The organism is Micrococcus sp. KRD026, from assembly GCF_017168445.1.
In the GTDB taxonomy this organism is placed as follows: Bacteria; Actinomycetota; Actinomycetes; order Actinomycetales; family Micrococcaceae; genus Micrococcus; species Micrococcus luteus.
Window position 1 is genome coordinate 250,253 of the sequence record NZ_JABFBA010000009.1, and the last position, 17,124, is coordinate 267,376.

At 74.4% G+C, this 17,124-nt stretch carries 14 protein-coding genes; all 14 read right to left on the reverse strand.

Annotated elements, in window-relative coordinates; genetic code table 11:
- Nucleotide 1: 1 nt before the first annotated feature.
- Complete coding sequence (locus tag J1M40_RS04250; protein ID WP_036314068.1) at nucleotides 2-589, reverse strand: ribosome maturation factor RimP; 588 nt, start codon at nucleotides 587-589, stop codon at nucleotides 2-4.
- Between the two features lie 130 nt (nucleotides 590-719).
- Nucleotides 720-1,469 (reverse strand): TSUP family transporter, encoded by a 750-nt coding sequence (locus J1M40_RS04255; RefSeq protein ID WP_169577818.1) that lies wholly within the window; start codon nucleotides 1,467-1,469, stop codon nucleotides 720-722.
- 43 nt (nucleotides 1,470-1,512) lie between these two features.
- Nucleotides 1,513-3,339 carry a proline--tRNA ligase gene (locus tag J1M40_RS04260; RefSeq protein WP_070708682.1) on the reverse strand — a complete coding sequence of 609 codons (1,827 nt, stop codon included), beginning with the start codon at nucleotides 3,337-3,339 and terminating at the stop codon, nucleotides 1,513-1,515.
- A gap of 120 nt (nucleotides 3,340-3,459) precedes the next feature.
- Entirely contained in the window at nucleotides 3,460-4,392 is a 933-nt protein-coding gene (locus J1M40_RS04265; RefSeq protein ID WP_136940234.1) for a DUF4081 domain-containing GNAT family N-acetyltransferase, read from the reverse strand.
- Complete coding sequence (gene ispG, locus J1M40_RS04270) at nucleotides 4,367-5,551, reverse strand: flavodoxin-dependent (E)-4-hydroxy-3-methylbut-2-enyl-diphosphate synthase (RefSeq protein ID WP_061866731.1); 1,185 nt, start codon at nucleotides 5,549-5,551, stop codon at nucleotides 4,367-4,369. The genes J1M40_RS04265 and ispG overlap by 26 nt, the downstream gene beginning before the upstream one ends.
- Nucleotides 5,552-5,656: 105 nt before the next feature.
- A complete protein-coding gene (locus J1M40_RS04275; protein ID WP_061866732.1) occupies nucleotides 5,657-7,024 on the reverse strand; it encodes an RIP metalloprotease in 1,368 nt (455 codons plus the stop codon).
- A complete protein-coding gene (gene dxr / locus J1M40_RS04280) occupies nucleotides 7,021-8,256 on the reverse strand; it encodes a 1-deoxy-D-xylulose-5-phosphate reductoisomerase (RefSeq protein ID WP_044658617.1) in 1,236 nt (411 codons plus the stop codon). Before dxr ends, J1M40_RS04275 begins: the two co-directional genes overlap by 4 nt.
- A 139-nt stretch (nucleotides 8,257-8,395) precedes the next feature.
- Nucleotides 8,396-10,018 carry a cation acetate symporter gene (locus tag J1M40_RS04285; RefSeq protein ID WP_041104224.1) on the reverse strand — a complete coding sequence of 541 codons (1,623 nt, stop codon included), beginning with the start codon at nucleotides 10,016-10,018 and terminating at the stop codon, nucleotides 8,396-8,398.
- Nucleotides 10,015-10,389: a DUF485 domain-containing protein gene (locus tag J1M40_RS04290; protein WP_041104222.1), complete on the reverse strand. Its 375-nt coding sequence runs from the start codon at nucleotides 10,387-10,389 to the stop codon at nucleotides 10,015-10,017. Before J1M40_RS04290 ends, J1M40_RS04285 begins: the two co-directional genes overlap by 4 nt.
- Nucleotides 10,390-10,591: 202 nt before the next feature.
- Nucleotides 10,592-11,470 (reverse strand): CoA ester lyase, encoded by an 879-nt coding sequence (locus J1M40_RS04295; RefSeq protein ID WP_041104220.1) that lies wholly within the window; start codon nucleotides 11,468-11,470, stop codon nucleotides 10,592-10,594.
- Nucleotides 11,467-11,997 (reverse strand): MaoC family dehydratase, encoded by a 531-nt coding sequence (locus J1M40_RS04300; protein ID WP_041104218.1) that lies wholly within the window; start codon nucleotides 11,995-11,997, stop codon nucleotides 11,467-11,469. Before J1M40_RS04300 ends, J1M40_RS04295 begins: the two co-directional genes overlap by 4 nt.
- Before the next feature lies 1 nt (nucleotide 11,998).
- The gene (locus J1M40_RS04305; RefSeq protein WP_041104216.1) at nucleotides 11,999-13,186 is read right to left on the reverse strand and encodes an acyl-CoA dehydrogenase family protein; all 1,188 of its coding nucleotides are present in this window, start codon (nucleotides 13,184-13,186) and stop codon (nucleotides 11,999-12,001) included.
- 15 nt (nucleotides 13,187-13,201) lie between these two features.
- Complete coding sequence (locus tag J1M40_RS04310) at nucleotides 13,202-15,337, reverse strand: biotin carboxylase N-terminal domain-containing protein (RefSeq protein ID WP_041104214.1); 2,136 nt, start codon at nucleotides 15,335-15,337, stop codon at nucleotides 13,202-13,204.
- Nucleotides 15,338-15,344: 7 nt separating this feature from the next.
- Entirely contained in the window at nucleotides 15,345-16,961 is a 1,617-nt protein-coding gene (locus J1M40_RS04315) for a carboxyl transferase domain-containing protein (protein ID WP_041104212.1), read from the reverse strand.
- Nucleotides 16,962-17,124: the final 163 nt, after the last annotated feature.

The following is a 17,124-nucleotide window of genomic DNA, read 5'->3' on the forward strand; positions in this document are numbered from 1 at the left end:
CTCATGCCTCCGTGTGCTCGGCCGTGTCCTCGCCCGCGGCGGCGTCGGCGTCGCCGGCCTGCTGAGCGGGGCTCCACTCTACCTGCACGATCGCCGGACCGAGGCGGTCGAGGGCGACCCGCTCGGCGGGCAGCTCCTTGGCCTTCATGCCCTTCTTCGCGGGCGGGCGCACCACGGCCAGCTCGACGTCGTCGTCCGTCACGTCCTTCAGGCGGGCGGTCACGGGCGCGGCGCCGTCGACCGAGACCTCGACGAGACGGCCGACGTTGCGGGCGAAGTGGCGGGGCTCGGTGAGCGGGCGGTCCACGCCCGCGGTGGTGACCTCCAGCAGGTACTCCCCCGCGCCGACGCCGGGCACGTGGTCGCCCAGGGCGTCGAGGGCGGCGGAGACCCGGCCGGAGAGGCGGGCGACGTCGTCCAGGCTCAGGCCCTGGGTGCCCGAGGCGCGGTCGAGGACCACCTCGACGGTGCGGTGCTCGGCGGTGCCCGTGGCGCGCACCTGCTCCACCACCACGTCGTCGGCCGCCAGGGCCTCCTCGACGCGGGTGCGCAGCTCGGCGAGGTCGTCGCGGCGGTCGGTGCTGTCCATGGGGTGCCTCACTCGTCGGGTCGGGGCCGCCGCGCCACGCGGGCGGGGGCCGGGGTCGGGATCCGGGGCCGAGCCTACCGGCGGCCCACGGCGGGGCCGAGTGCTCCCGACCGGGTTGGACGGGGCGAGCTCAGCGCAGCAGCGGGGCGAGGGTGTCCGCGCCGACCTTGACGATGAGCGCGGTCACCACCATGAGGTACACCACGCGGATGAAGCCGGTGCCGCGGGCGATCGCCATGCGGGCCCCCACGTAGCCGCCCATGAGGTTGGCCGCGCCGAGCAGCAGCCCCAGGCCCAGCACCGCGTGCCCCGAGGGCACGAAGTACGCGAGCGCGCCGAGGTTGGTCGCGAGGTTGACCACCTTCGCCTGTGCCGAGGCGTGCAGGAAGTCGAACTTGAGCAGCAGGACCAGCCCCAGGATGAGGAACGTGCCCGTGCCGGGGCCGAGGACGCCGTCGTAGAAGCCCACCGCCGCGCCGAGCGCCACGGCCCGGGCCAGCGCGGTGCTCCGCCGCGGCCCCACGCCGGCGACCTGTCCGAGGCCTGGGCGCACGGCCGTGAACACGGCGACGGCGATCAACGCCGCCAGGATCACGGGCCGGATCACGCCGGCCGGCAGATGCGCGGCGACCACGGCCCCGCCCAGGGCCGCCGCGAAGGCGACGGCGGCCATCGGCAGTGCGGTGGACAGATCCTGCCGCAGGCGCCGCCGGTAGGTGAGCGCCGACGTCGCCGTGCCGAACACCGAGCCGAGCTTGTTGGTGGCCAGGGCCTGGATCGGGCTCAGCCCGGGCACGAGCAGCAGGGCCGGCAGCTGCAGGAGCCCGCCCCCGCCCACGACGGCGTCGATCCAGCCCGCCGCGAAGCCCGCGGCGAGCACGAGGACGAGCAGCCCGGCGGTCAGCTCGACGGCGCCGAACCACTCAGCGCCCGTCGCGCACCTCCGCGAGCACCGCCGCGACGGCCCCGTCCACGGGCACGGGGCGCGCCTCACCGGTGGCACGGTCCTTGAGCTCGAGCTCGCCGTCGGCCAGGCCGCGGCCGATCACCACGGTGGTGGGCACGCCGATGAGCTCGGCGTCCTTGAACTTCACGCCGGGGCTGACCTTCGGACGGTCGTCCACGAGCACGGTCAGGCCCTCGGCCTCGAGGCCCGCGGCGAGGGTCTCGGCGGCGGCGAGGCCGTCCTCGCCCTTCGTGGCGACGACGACGTGCGCGTCCGCCGGGGCCACCGCGCGCGGCCACGCCAGGCCCTTGTCGTCGTGGTAGCGCTCGGCGATCGCGGCGACGGCGCGCGTGATGCCGATACCGTAGGAGCCCATGGTCACCACGACCTGCTTGCCGTGGACGTCGAGGACCTTCAGGTCGAGGGCCTCGGCGTACTTGCGGCCGAGCTGGAAGATGTGGCCCATCTCCATGCCGCGGCGGGTGTGCAGCGGGCCGGAGCCGTCCGGGGCCTCGTCGCCCTCACGCACCGCGGTGGCCTCGAGCACGCCGTCCCACGTGAAGTCGCGGCCGGCCACGAGGCCGAACACGTGGCGCTGGTCCGCGTTCGCGCCGGTGATCCACGCGGTGCCGGGGGCGATGCGCGGGTCCACGAAGAAGGGCAGTCCCGAGACGGAGCCCTCCGCGCCGAGCACCGGGGTGCCCTCGACCGCGTCGGCGGCCGCGGGGCCGATGTAGCCCTTGACCAGGGCGGGGTGCGCGGCCAGGTCCGCGGCGGTCGCGGCCTCGAGCGTGGGCTCGCCGACCACGCCGAGCGCCGGGCCCACGGACGCCTCGAGACGCTTGAGGTCCACCTCACGGTCGCCGGGCACGCCCACGACGAACGGGCGGCGCTCGCCGCCGTCCACCACCGCGGTGACCACGACGCACTTGAGCGTGTCCGCGGCGGTCCACGGCTCGCCCTCGCGCGGGGCCAGCCGGTTGGCGACGTCCACGAGCGCGGCGATGGTGGTGGAGACCGGGGTGTCCTTGACCTCGGCGGCGGGCAGGGCCGCCATGGCCGCCTCGTCCAGCGGGGCGGGGGCCACCGTGGTGACGGCCTCGACGTTGGCCCGGTAGCCGCCGTCGGACTCGACGAAGGTGTCCTCGCCCACCTCGGTGGGGTGCAGGAACTCCTCGGAGCGGGAGCCGCCCATCGCGCCGGAGGTGGCCCGCACCGGCACCACCTCGAGGCCGAGGCGGTCGAAGATCCGCAGGTAGGCGGCCCGGTGGGCCTCGTACGCGGCGTCCAGGCCGGCGTCGTCCACCGTGAAGGAGTAGGAGTCCTTCATGATGAACTCGCGCCCGCGCAGCAGGCCGGCCCGCGGGCGGGCCTCGTCCCGGTACTTGGTCTGGATCTGGTACAGGTACGCGGGCAGGTCCTTGTACGAGGAGTACAGGTCCTTCACCAGGAGCGTGAACATCTCCTCGTGCGTGGGGGCCAGGAGGTAGTCGTTGCCCCTGCGGTCCTGCAGGCGGAACAGCCCGTCGCCGTACTCCTCCCAGCGCCCCGTGGCCTCGTAGGGCTCCCGCGGCAGCAGCGCCGGGAAGTGCACCTCCTGGGCGCCGATCGCGTCCATCTCCTCGCGCACGATCCGCTCCACCTTGGCCAGCACCTTCAGGCCCAGCGGCAGCCACGAGTAGATGCCCGGGGCCGCGCGACGGATGTAGCCGGCACGGACGAGGAGCCTGTGGCTCGCCACCTCGGCCTCCGCCGGGTCGTCGCGCAGGGTGCGCAGGAACAGGGTGGACATGCGCAGGGGCATGACGGGGCCTCCTCGGACGGGCTCGCGCGGTCGGGGGCGGCGCGCGGGACGGGACGACGCCGGCACGGGGTGCCCGGCGTCCTGACCGCCGATCCTATCGCCCGCGCAGGGCCCGCCGGGTCAGTACAGGACGGTCGCGAACGTGCCGCGCCGCTCGAACCCCACGCGCTCGTACGTGCGCAGCGCGGGGGTGTTGTACGCGTTGACATAGAGGCTGACCACGGGCGCCTGGAGTCGCACGTAGTCCACGACGGCGGCCATCGCCGACGCCGCCAGTCCTCGGCCCCGCGCGGCGGGGGCCATCCACACGCCCTGGATCTGGGCGCACCGGGAGGAGAGCAGCCCGATGTCCGCCTTGAAGCGCAGCGGGCCGCCCGCGTCGCGCGGTCCCGGGTCGATGAAGACGCGTCCGGTGTGGATCAGCCGCTCGACCCGGTCCCGGTACTGGGCCGCGCCCCCGGCGAACGGGGAGAAGCCGAGCTCCTCCTCGAACATCGCCGCGCTGGCCGGCAGGACGCGCGCGAAGTCGTGTGGCTGCGCCTGCACCACGTGCGGGTTCGGGTCGATCCCCCCGGCCGTGCCCAGCACGAGCAGCGGCTGGTCGGGGCGCACGGACCGGGACCGGTGGCCCGCGGCGGCGAGGGCCTCGCCGGCGGCCAGCACGGGACCGGCCGGGCCGTAGATCGACCCGTACCGGCGGCGCAGCGCGGCGGCCGCCGCGCCGAGCGCCTCCGCGTCGCCCGGCGTCCAGCCGGCGTCCGGGGCCTCGGACGCGGCGACCGGCACCACGTTCGAGCCGATCCAGACGGCCGCACGCAGCCCCCCGGCGCCCGGGGCGTCGTCGTCGATCCCGAGGAACAGGGTGCCCGCCGCTCCCCCGCGCGGGCCGGCCAGGCGGCCCGCCTCGAGCAGGGAGTCCACGAACACGTTGGACACGGGGGCGCGGGCGGACAGGGCCGCGAGCGCGGCGGTGTCCGCGTCGGTCAGCAGGCGGACGCGGTCACCCGTGGCGGCCCGGACCTCCCGGTCAGTGGACGGAGACCACCGGGGCACCGGCGGCAGCCTGGTCACCGCCGTCCTCCCCCAGGTCCATCTCGCCGGCGATCCGGTTGGCCTCCTCGATGAGGGTCTCCACGATCTGGTCCTCGGGCACGGTGCGGATGACCTCGCCCTTGACGAAGATCTGGCCCTTGCCGTTGCCGGAGGCGACGCCGAGGTCGGCCTCGCGGGCCTCGCCCGGCCCGTTGACGACGCAGCCCATGACGGCCACCCGCAGCGGGACCTCAAGGTCCTGGAGGCCCTCGGTGACCTGCTCGGCCAGCGTGTACACGTCCACCTGGGCGCGGCCGCACGAGGGGCAGGAGACGATCTCGAGCTTGCGCTCACGCAGGTTCAGGGACTGCAGGATCTGCAGGCCCACCTTGACCTCCTCGACCGGCGGCGCGGAGAGGGAGACGCGGATGGTGTCACCGATGCCCTGGCCGAGCAGGTAGCCGAAGGCGGTAGCGGACTTGATGGTGCCCTGGAAGGCCGGGCCGGCCTCGGTGACCCCGAGGTGCAGCGGCCAGTCACCCTGCTCGGCGAGCAGCTCGTAGGCGCGGGCCATGATCACCGGGTCGTTGTGCTTGACGGAGATCTTGAAGTCCTTGAAGCCGTGCTCCTCGAAGAGGGAGGCCTCCCAGACGGCGGACTCGACGAGGGCCTCCGGGGTGGCCTTGCCGTACTTCTGCAGCAGGCGCGGGTCCAGGGAGCCGGCGTTGACGCCGATGCGGAGGGAGGTGCCGTGGTCCGAGGCGGCCTGCGCGATCTCCTTGACCTTGTCGTCGAACTTCTTGATGTTGCCCGGGTTCACGCGCACGGCGCCGCAGCCGGCCTCGATCGCCGCGAACACGTACTTCGGCTGGAAGTGGATGTCCGCGATCACGGGGATGGTGGACTGCTGGGCGATGACCTTGAGGGCCTCGGCGTCCTTGTCCGTGGGGCAGGCCACGCGGACGATGTCGCAGCCGGCGGCCGTGAGCTCGGCGATCTGCTGCAGGGTCGCGCCGATGTCGTGCGTCTTGGTGGTGGTCATCGACTGCACCGAGACGGGGTGCTGCGAGCCGACGCCCACCGAGCCCACCTGGATCTGCCGGGTGGTGCGGCGCGGGGCCAGCACGGGCGGCGGGGCGGACGGCATTCCAAGGCTGACGGGCACGGGGGCGCTCCTCATGGGTTCTCGGGGTCGACGGCGCGGGGCCGCCGGGTTCTCCGGTCCATCCTAGGCGCGCGGGCGCCCCGGGGCGCGGGGCGACCGCCCACGGCGAACGGGCCGGGCTCAGAACAGCCGGACCGGCTCCACGATGTCCGCCACGATCAGGATGACGCCCATGAGCAGCATCGCCGCGCCCACCGCGTAGGTCAGCGGCAGCATGCGGGCCAGGTCGAACGGCCCCGGGTCCGGGCGGCCCGTGATCCGGGCCCAGCCGCGGCGCACCGCCTCCCACAGGGCGCCGGCCACGTGGCCGCCGTCGAGCGGGAGCAGCGGGATGAGGTTGAACACCATGAGCGCCACGTTCACGCCCGCCAGCAGGGACAGCAGCAGGGCGGCCTTGTCCGTCAGCGTGGCCTCCTCGAGCGCCGCCGCCTCCCCGGCGATCCGGCCGACTCCCACCACGGACATCGGGCCGTCCGGGTCGCGCTCGGCCGGGGTCACCACGGCGACGGCGGTGTCCCACAGCCGCTGCGGCAGCACGAGGACGACGTCGACGACGCCCCGCACCTGCTGGGCCACGAGCGGGCCGGCGTCGAGCGGGGTGCCGCGGACCGTCTCGAGCTGCGCGCCCATGCCGATGAACCCGACCTCGTGGGTCGCCACGGTCCCGTCCGGGGCCCGCTCGGGCCGGCCCAGCGCGTCCGTCACGGGCCGTTCCGTCAGGCGCGGGGTCAGGGTGGCGCTCATCCGCTCGCCGTCGCGCTCCCACTCGATCCGGGTGGGCTGTCCGGCGCGGTCCCGGATCGCGGCGGAGAGGGCGTCCCAGTCGGAGACCGGCCGCCCGTCGAAGGCGAGCACGGTGTCGCCGGGGCGCAGTCCCGCCTCGTGGGCGGGCGCGGCGGGATCGCCCGGGCGGCAGTCCTCTGTCCCGCCGGAGGCGGCGCGGGCCTGCTGCTCCTGCATCGTGACCACGCACCGGTAGACCTCGGCGACGGTGGTGCTGGGCTGCGAGGTGCCCACCGTGGTGACCAGCAGGGCGGTGGCGCCCAGCGCGATGAGCAGGTTCATGAACGGCCCGCCGAGCATGATCACCACCCGCTTCCACACCGGCAGGGCGAGGAAGCGGCGGTGCTCGTCGCCGGGGCGGACCTCCTCGGCGGCCTGGGCCCGCGCGTCGTCGGCCATGCGGCCCAGCTGCTGGACGAAGCCCGTGGACGCCGCGCGGGGCGTCTGCCCGGGCCGCGGCGGGGGCAGCATCCCGATCATCGCGACGTAGCCGCCCAGCGGCACGGCCTTGAACCCGTACTCCGTCTCGCCGCGGCGCCACGAGACGAGCGTCGGGCCGAAGCCGATCATGTACTGCGTGACGCGCACGCCGAAGAGCTTGGCCGGGACGAGGTGGCCGATCTCGTGCAGGGCGATCGAGACCGCCAGGCCCAGCGCGACCGCGAGGACGCCCGCGACGTACCAGAGGATCTCCACGACGGTCACCAGCGGGCCCGCGCCGCACGGCGCGCCCAGGCCTCGGCGGCGAGCACGGCATCCACGGTGAGCCCCGTCGGCGCGGGGTCGTGGCCGGCCGCGGCGAGCACGTGCTCGGGGGCATAGTCGGCGACGACGGCGCGGACCGTGTCCACGATCCCGTCGAAGGGCAGGGCGCCGGCGTGGAAGGCGTCCACGGACTCCTCGTTGGCGGCGTTGAACACGGCCATGTGGGTGGGCGAGGCGGCCGCCGCCTCCTTCGCGGCCCGTACCGCGGGGAAGGCCTCCTCGTCGAGGGGCTCGAACGTCCAGGTGGCCGCCCGCGTCCAGTCGCAGGCCGGGGCCGCGCCCGGGAGACGGCGCGGCCAGCACAGCCCCAGGGCGATGGGCAGGCGCATGTCCGGCGGGGAGGCCTGGGCGAGCGTGGACCCGTCGACGAACTCGACCATCGAGTGGACCACGGACTGCGGGTGGACCACGACGTCGATCCGGTCCAGGGGCACGTCGAACAGCAGGTGGGCCTCGATCACCTCGAGGGCCTTGTTCACGAGGGAGGCGGAGTTGGTGGTGACGACGCGGCCCATGTCCCACGTGGGGTGGGCGAGGGCCTGGGCGGGCGTGACGGCGTGCAGGGCGGCGCGGTCCAGGCCGCGGAACGGCCCGCCCGAGGCCGTGAGCACGAGGCGGCGGACCTCGTCCGCCGTGCCCCCGCGCAGCGCCTGCGCGAGCGCGGAGTGCTCGGAGTCCACCGGCACGAGCTGGCCCGGCGCCGCGGCCGCCTTCACGAGGGCCCCGCCGACGATGAGCGACTCCTTGTTGGCCAGGGCCAGGCGGTGGCCGGCGTGCAGGGCGGCGAGGGTGGGCCGCAGGCCGATCGAGCCCGTGATCCCGTTGAGCACGGTGTCGGCGCCGGGCCACGCGGCGATCTGCTCGGCGGCGCACGGGCCGGTGAACAGCACGGGTCGGGGGGACGGGCGCCCGAGGCGGGCGGCGGCGTCGGCGAGGGCGGCGCGCAGCTCCTCCTCCCCCGCCGCGGCGGAGCCCACCGCCTCGACCTCGAAGCGCACGGCCTGCTCGGCCAGCAGGGTCGTGTTCGCCCCGCCCGCGAGCGCGACGGCCCGGAGCCGGGTGGGGTCCTGGGCGATCACGTCGAGGCCCTGGGTGCCGATCGAGCCCGTGGAGCCGATCAGGGCGACGGCGCGCGGGGCGCCGTCGTCGTCCGCCGGGGCGGGGGCGGGCAGCGTGTAGTCGGTGAGGGATCCGTGCGTCACCCCGCCATGATGCCAGTCGGGCCTGGACACGGACGGGGGGCCGGCCGGACGGACGCCGCACCCCGACGTCCCGCCCCGCCGGCCCCCGTGGGACCGGGTCAGCCGCGGATCAGTGCTGCACCGGCTTCTCGGCGCCGATGCCGGTGAGGGAGCGGACCTCCATCTCGGCCTGCTTGTCGGGGTCCTCGGCGCGCGACGAGGTCACCGAGCCGAGCCAGCCGAGGAAGAAGGCCAGCGGGATGGAGACGATGCCCGGGTTCTTCAGCGGGAACACCGCGAAGTCCGCGCCCGGGATCATCGAGGTCGGCGTCCCGGACATCACCGGGGACAGGACGATCAGGATGATCGCGGAGAGCAGTCCGCCGTACATCGACCACACCGCGCCGCGGGTGGTGAAGCGCCGCCAGAACAGGGAGTAGAGGATGGTCGGCAGGTTCGCCGAGGCCGCCACCGCGAAGGCGAGCGCCACGAGGAACGCCACGTTCTGGCCCTGGGCGGCGATGCCGCCGACGATCGCCAGGACGCCGATCACCACCACGGTGATCTTGCCGATCCGCACCTCCTCCTGCGGGGTGAGCGGGTGCTTGGCGATCACGGAGCCGTACACGTCGTGGGCGAAGGACGCCGCCGCCGTGATGGCCAGGCCCGCGACCACCGCGAGGATGGTGGCGAACGCGACCGCCGAGATCAGGCCCAGCAGGATGGAGCCGCCGAGCTCGAACGCCAGCAGCGGGGCCGCGGAGTTCTGCCCGCCGGGCGCGGCCAGGATGCGCTCGGGGCCGATCAGCGCGCCGGCGCCGTAGCCCAGCACGAGGGTGAACAGGTAGAACGCGCCGATGAGGACGATGGCCCACACCACGGACTTGCGCGCCTCCTTGGCGGTGGGCACCGTGTAGAACCGCATGAGCACGTGCGGCAGGCCGGCGGTGCCGAGCACGAGCGCGATGCCCAGGGACACGAAGTCGAGGCGGGTCAGCGCGCTGGCGCCGTACTGCAGGCCCGGCTCGAGGATCGCCTCGCCCTTCGGGTTCATCTCGACGGCGGCCCCCAGCATGGCGTTGAAGTCGAAGCCGAACAGGGCCAGTGACCACACGGTCATGATCCCCGCGCCGGCGATCAGCAGGATCGCCTTGATGATCTGCACGTAGGTGGTGCCCTTCATGCCGCCGATCAGCACGTAGACGATCATCAGCACGCCCACGATCACGATCACGAGGGCCTGGCCGGCCCGGTCGTTGATGTTCAGCAGCAGGGACACCAGGCCGCCGGCGCCGGCCATCTGGGCCAGGAGGTAGAAGAGGCAGACGGCCATGGTGCCGAAGGCGGCGGCGATGCGCACGGGACGCTGCTGCAGGCGGAAGGACAGCACGTCCGCCATGGTGAACTTGCCGGTGTTGCGCAGCAGCTCGGCCACCAGCAGCAGGGCCACGAGCCACGCCACGAGGAAGCCGATCGAGTAGAGGAAGCCGTCGTAGCCGTAGAGGGCGATCGCGCCCACGATGCCCAGGAACGAGGCCGCGGAGAGGTAGTCACCCGCGATGGCCGTGCCGTTCTGGGTGCCGGAGAAGCCGCGGCCGCCGGCGTAGTAGTCGGCCGAGGACGCGTTCGTCTTGGACGCGCGGATCACGATCACGAGGGTGACCACCACGAAGGCGACGAAGATGCCGATGTTCACGGCGGGGTTGCCGACCGTCTGCGGGGCGGCCTGGAGCAGGGGGGTGAGCGCGCTCATCGCGTGGCCTCCGGGTTCTCGTGGGCGCCGGCGGCCTCGCGCTCGAGGCGCTCACGCAGCGCGGTGGCGCGGGGATCCAGGGTCCGGTTGGAGAAACGGACGTAGGCGAAGGTGATCAGGAACGTGGTGACGAACTGGAGCAGGCCGAGGATCAGGCCGAGGGTGATGTTGCCGCCGAGGCGGATCGCCATGAACTCGGGGAAGAACGCGCCGACGATCACGAACACCAGGTACCAGACGAAGAACGCCACGGTCATGGGGAAGGCGAAGGATCGGTGGGTGCGCCGGAGCTCGATGAACTCCTCGGACTGCTGCGCGGCGCGGAACTGCGCGGCCGTGGGGACCGGCGCCGTGGGCTCGCTGGATGACATGGGCCCTCCGGGGGTGCGTAGGACGGATCAGTGTGAGACAGATCACTGTGATGACAACCACACTCTGGCGGGCGGAGGGGTGCGCCGTCAAGCGCGCCCCGGGGCCGTGCGCCCGTGTGACAGCCCCGGGGCGCAGCCGTGCGGACGCGGACGCGCCCCGACGGCACGGGGCCGCCGGGGCGCGGAGCCGCCGAGGAGCCGGTCAGGCGCTCGCCGGCCGGGGCGCGTCCGCGCGGCGCAGGACCGCGCGGGCCTGGGCGAGGACCACCTCGTCGACCATCGCCCCGTCCAGCTCGAAGGCCCCGTGTCGGCCCTCGGCCGCGGCGAGGACGCGCCGGGCGCGCTCGACGGCCTCCGGGGCGAGCGTGTAGGCGGAGCGCACGACGGGCACCTGGCGCGGGTGCAGGCACACGGTCGCGGTGCAGCCCAGGGCGACGGCGTCCTCGGCCTCGGCGGCCAGCCCGGCCTCGTCGCCGAGGTCCAGGTGGACGGCGTCCCATGCGGCCGCGCCGTGGGCGGCCGCCGCCAGCAGCACCGTCGCGCGGGCGTGCTGGACCACGGAGCGGTAGGCGCCCTCGGGGGTGCGGGAGGAGCTGCCGCCCATCGACGCCACGAGGTCCTCGGCGCCCCACATCAGCGCACCCACGTGCGGGTGGGCGGCCAGGTCGGCGGCGGCGAGGATCCCGGCCGCGGTCTCGCATAGGGCGACGACGCGGGTCTGCGGTCCGAGGGCGGCGACGACCCCGTCCACCTGCGCGGCGGACTCGGCCTTGGCGAGCATGAGCGTGCGCCAGCCCGTCCCGGCGAGCATGGCCAGGTCGGCGTCGTGGTCCGCGGTGCCCGCGGGGTTCACGCGGACCACCACGCGGTCCTCGTCCAGCGGGCCGCCGTCGACCCCGCCCGTCGCCCGCCCCGCCCAGGCCGCCGCGACGGCGTCCCGCGCGGTGGGCCGGGCGTCCGGGGTGACGGCGTCCTCGAGGTCGAGGATCACCGCGTCCGCGCGCTCGAGCGCCGTGGCGTACCGCTCGGGGCGGTCCGCCGGGGTGAACATGACGGCCGGTCCGAGGGTCAGCGCGCTCATGCCCGCTCCCCCGTGCCTGCGGCGTCGGCGGCCTTCGCCTTGGCCTCCGCGTGCGCCTGCGCGGTCCACATCAGACAGGTGCGCTGGGCGCGGACGACGACGTCGCCGTGCTGGTTCTCCCCCGTCATCGCGAACGTGACGATCCGCTGCCCCGGCCGCGAGGAGGACTCGCGGATCGCGGTGACCTCGGAGCGCCCGTAGAGCGTGTCCCCGTGGAAGACCGGCTTCGGGAACGCGATCTCCCCCAGGCCGAGCTGGGCCACGAGCGTGCCCTGTGTGGTCTGCCCGACGGCGAGGCCCACCAGGGTGGACAGCGTCAGCATCGAGTTGACCAGCGGTCGGCCGAACGGCTGGTCCGCCGCGTACGCGTGGTCCAGGTGCAGGGCCTGCGGGTTCATGGTGAGGGTGGTGAACAGGACGTTGTCCGCCTCGGTGAGCGTGCGGCCGGGCCGGTGCAGGTAGACCTGACCGACCGCCAGCTCGTCCGCGTAGCGGCCCCGCTGCTCGATCTCGACGCGCTCCGTCACGTCAGAGGCCCAGCTCGCGGGCGATCAGCATGAGCTGCACCTCGGTGGTGCCCTCGCCGACCTCGAGGATCTTGGAGTCGCGGTAGTGACGGGCAACGAGGGTCTCGTTCATGAAGCCGTAGCCGCCGAACACCTGGGTGGCGTCCCGGGCGTTGTCCATGGCGGCCTCGCCGGCGATCAGCTTGGCCATGGCGGCCTCGGTCTTGAACGGCTTGCCGGCCAGCATCTTCTGGGCGGCCTCGTAGTAGGCCAGGCGGGCGGCGTGCGCGCGGGCCTGCATGCGGGCGATCTTGAAGGACACGGCCTGGAACTGCCCGATCTTCTGGCCGAACGAGGTCCGCTGCTTGGCGTAGGCGACCGACTCGTCCACGCAGCCCTGGGCCGCGCCGGTGGCCAGGGCCGCGATGGCGATACGGCCCTCGTCGAGGATCTCGAGGAAGTGGGCGAAGCCGCGGCCGCGGGCGCCCAGCAGGTTCTCCTCCGGCACGCGCACGTCCGAGAAGTGCAGGGCGTGGGTGTCCGAGGAGTTCCAGCCGACCTTGTCGTAGGCCTTGGCCACGGAGAAGCCCTCGGTGCCGGCGGGCACGAGGATCGTGGAGATCTCCTTGGCGGGGCGGCCGTCGTGGCCGGTCCTGCCCTCCACGGTGCCGGTCACGGCGGTGACGGTGACGAGCGAGGTGATGTCCGTGCCGGAGTTGGTGATGAACTCCTTGGCGCCGTTGATGCGCCACTGGCCGTCCTCGAGCGCGGCGGTGGTCTGGGTGCCGCCGGCGTCGGAGCCCGCGCCCGGCTCGGTGAGGCCGAAGCCGGCCAGGTGCGTGCCGGCCACGAGGTCCGGCAGCCAGCGCTGCTTCTGTTCCTCGGTGCCGAACTTCAGCAGCGGCATGGCGCCCAGGGAGACGCCGGCCTCGAGGGTGATGGCCACGGACTGGTTGACGCGGCCGAGCTGCTCGAGGGCCAGGGCCAGGGCGAAGTAGTCGCCGCCCATGCCGCCGTACTCCTCGGGGAACGGGAGGCCGAACAGGCCCATCTCGCCCATCTGGGCCACGATCTCGTACGGGAACTCGTGCTGGGCGTCCAGCTCGGCGGAGACCGGGGCCACGACCTCGTCGGCGAACTCGCGGACGGTGTCGGAGAGGACCTGGTAGTCCTCCTCGAGGGCGGGCAGGGTGCGGTGCTTGGTGCTCATGGTCCTCTCCTGTTCTCAGGTGTTCTCTGCGGGTGCTGCGTGCTCGGTGGGCTCGACGACGGCGATCAACGCCTGCGCGGCCACGGCGTCGCCCTCGGCGACGTGGACGGTCACGACGCCGGCGACGGCGGCCGTGACGGGGTGCTCCATCTTCATGGCCTCGACCACCGCCAGCTCCTGGCCCGCGGCCACGGTGTCCCCGGTGGCCACGGACACGGCGACGACGGTGCCCGGCATGGGCGTGCGGGCCTCGGGGGACGCTGCGCTGGCCGGGGCACGACGCGCGGCCGCGGCCGCGCGGGCGGCCTCGACCACCTCGGCCCGGGTGAGGCGGCGGACCTGCCACGCGGCGCCGTCGCGGTGCAGCCACGCTGAGCGCGGGTCCCGCGGGTCACCGGCCAGGAGGTTGACGCCCGCCAGGCCTCCGGCGTCCTCGTCCACCTCGGCGTCGGCGGCGGGGGCGGTGAGGATGCGGTCCTCGTCCCCGACCCGGACGCGCATCCCGGGCTGCGGGGCGCCCGCGCCGCGCCAGCCGTCCGCCCGGGCCCACGCGGTGCCGGCCGCGCGGTGCTCGGCGGCGGCCGCGTCCTCGGACACGTCGGCCAGGGCCTCGGCCGCGAGCGCGGCGAGGTCCTCGGGCAGCGCGGGGGCGGTCCACGCCTCGAGGCCGTCGATCAGCTCGGTGGTGAGCCGGCCGGTCCGCACGTCCTCGCGGGCCGCGAGCTCGCGCAGCCAGCCCAGGTTGGAGCGGACGCCGAACAGCACGGTGTCCGCGAGCGCGGCGTCGAGCCGGTCCAGGGCCTCGGCGCGGTCGGCGCCACGGGCGATGAGCTTGGCGATCATCGGGTCGTAGAAGCCGGTGATCTCGGGCTGTGCGCCGTCGACGTCCACGGGGTCCACGGCGCCGGCGGCGGGGCCAGTCTGCGGTCCGGAGCCGAACGCGCGCTCCTCGGCCGGCCGGGAGGGCAGCAGGAGGGTGTCGACGCGGACGCCCTCGCCGGCGGGCTCGCGCCAGCGCAGCACCGGCCCGGTGGAGGGCAGGAAGCCGTTCGCGGGGTCCTCCGCGTAGACGCGGGCCTCGACGGCGGCGCCGTCGAGGGTCACGTCCTCCTGGGCGAAGCCGAGCGGCCCCCCCGCGGCGATGCGCAGCTGCAGCTCCACGAAGTCCAGGCGCTGTCCGCGCACCCGGACGACCTCCTCGGAGACCGGGTGCTCCACCTGCAGGCGGGTGTTCATCTCCATGAAGAAGAACTCGTCCGGGTTCTCGTCCGAGACGAGGAACTCGACGGTGCCGGCACCGCGGTAGCCCACGGACACGGCCGCGTCCACGGCGGCCCGGCCCAGGCGCTCGCGGAGCTCGGCCCCGTGCGCCAGCCCGGTCAGCAGGGGCGCGGGGGCCTCCTCGATCACCTTCTGGTGGCGGCGCTGCAGGGAGCACTCGCGCTCACCCAGGTGCACGGTGGCGCCGTGGGCGTCCGCGAACACCTGCACCTCGACGTGCCGGGGCGCGGTGATGAGCCGCTCGAGCAGCAGCGTGTCGTCGCCGAACGCCGAGCGCGCCGTGCGCCGGGCCGAGGCGAGGGCGCCGGGCAGCTCCTCGGCGGCGCGCACGGCCACCATGCCCTTGCCGCCGCCGCCCGCGGAGGGCTTGATCAGCAGCGGGAAGCCGACGCGCTCGGCCTCGGCCGTGATCTGCTCGTCGGTGAGCGTGGGGTCCTGGATGCCGGGGACCACCGGCACGTCGTACGCGGCCACGGTCTCCTTCGCGCGGATCTTGTCCGCCATCGCGTCGAGCGAGGCCACGGGCGGGCCCACGAACACGATGCCGGCCGCCTCCAGCGCGCGGGCGAAGTCGGCGTTCTCGGACAGGAAGCCGTAGCCGGGGTGCACGGCCTGGGCGCCGGTGCGGCGCGCGGCGTCGACGACGGCGTCGATGTCCAGGTACGACTCGCGGGCCGGAGCCGGGCCGAGGCGGACCGCCGTGTCCGCCTCGCGGACGTGCCGCGCGTCGGCGTCGGCGTCGGAGTGCACGGCCACCGAGCGGATGCCGAGGCGGCGCAGGGTGCGGATGACGCGCACGGCGATCTCGCCGCGGTTGGCCACCAGCACGGTGTCGAACAGGGGCGTCCCCTGGGCGTGGTTCTCGGTCACGGGTGCCTCACATGCGGAACAGGCCGAACCGGGAGTCCGGCAGCGGGGAACGGGAGATGACGTCGAGGGCCAGGGAGAGCACCCGGCGGGTCTGGCCGGGGGTGATCACCCCGTCGTCCCAGAGGCGGGCGGTGGAGTACAGGGGGCTGCCCTGGTCCTCGTACTGCCGACGGACCGGCGCCTGGAAGGCCTCGACCTCCTCGGAGGACATCGGCTCCTCCCCCGCGGCGGCCCGCTGGTCCTGCTTGATCTGCGTGAGCACGGAGGAGGCCTGCGGGCCGCCCATCACGGAGATGCGCGCGTTCGGCCACATCCACAGGAAGCGGGGTGAGTAGGCGCGGCCGCACATCGCGTAGTTGCCGGCGCCGAACGAGCCGCCGATCACCACGGTCAGCTTGGGCACGCGGGCGGTCGCGACGGCGGTGACCATCTTGGCGCCGTCGCGCGCGATGCCGCCGGCCTCCGCGTCCCGACCCACCATGAAGCCGGAGATGTTCTGCAGGAACAGCAGCGGGATGCCGCGCTGGTCGCACAGTTCGATGAAGTGCGCGCCCTTGCGGGCGGAGTCTCCGAACAGGATGCCGTTGTTGGCGAGGACGCCCACGGGGTGGCCGTCGATCCGCGCGAACGCGGTGACCAGGGTGGTGCCGTAGAGGGGCTTGAACTCGTGGACGGAGCCGCCGTCCACGAGGCGGTCGATCACCTCGCGCACGTCGTAGGGGGTGTTCACGTCCACGGGCACGACGCTGGTCAGCTCGGCCGGGTCCTTGGCGGGCTCCGCGGCGGGGGCGACCTCCCAGGCCGGCGCCTCGGCCGGGGGCAGGGTGGCCACGATGTCCCGGAGGATCTGCATGGCGTGCAGGTCGTCGTCCGCCAGGTGGTCCGCGACGCCGGAGCGCTCGGCGTGCAGCCGGCCGCCGCCGAGGTCCTCGGGCGAGACGTCCTCCCCGATCGCGGCCTTCACGAGCGGGGGGCCGCCGAGGAAGATGGTGCCCTGCTCGCGCACGATCACGGTCTCGTCCGACATGGCCGGCACGTACGCGCCGCCCGCCGTGGAGGAGCCGCACACCGCGGCCAGCTGCGGGATGCGCTGCGAGGAGAGCAGCGCCTGGTTCCGGAAGATGCGGCCGAAGTGCTCGCGGTCCGGGAAGACCTCGTCCTGGCGGGGCAGGAACGCGCCGCCGGAGTCCACGAGGTAGATGCACGGCAGGCGGTTCTCCAGGGCGATCTCCTGGGCCCGCAGGTGCTTCTTCACCGTCATGGGGTAGTAGGTGCCGCCCTTCACGGTGGCGTCGTTGCCGACCACCATCACGAGGCGGCCGTGGACCAGGCCGATGCCCGCCACGACGCCGGCGGCGGGGCTGTCCCCGCCGTACAGGCCGTGCGCGGCCAGCGCGCCGACCTCGAGGAAGGGCGAGCCCTCGTCGAGCAGCGCGTCGATGCGGTCCCGCACCAGCAGCTTGCCGCGGCCGGTGTGGCGCTCGCGCGAGCGCTCGGGCCCGCCGAGCGACGTGCGGGCGACGAGGTCGGCGAGCTCCTGCTCGAGCCGAGCGTGGCCGGCCGCGTTGCGCTCGGCCACGGTGGGCGCGGACTGCGCGGCCGGGGCCGGGGTGCTGGCGGTCATGAGACCCCCTTCAGTGAATGACGACTAACTGAACCGAGCCTCAGTGTAGTGACGATCGTCACTGACGTCGACCGGGCGCCCGGCGCGCCTCGTCTCGTCCTACAGTGGAACCCATGCCCGCCGTCGATCCCGCGTCCCCCGCCGCCCCGGCGACCCCGCCGAC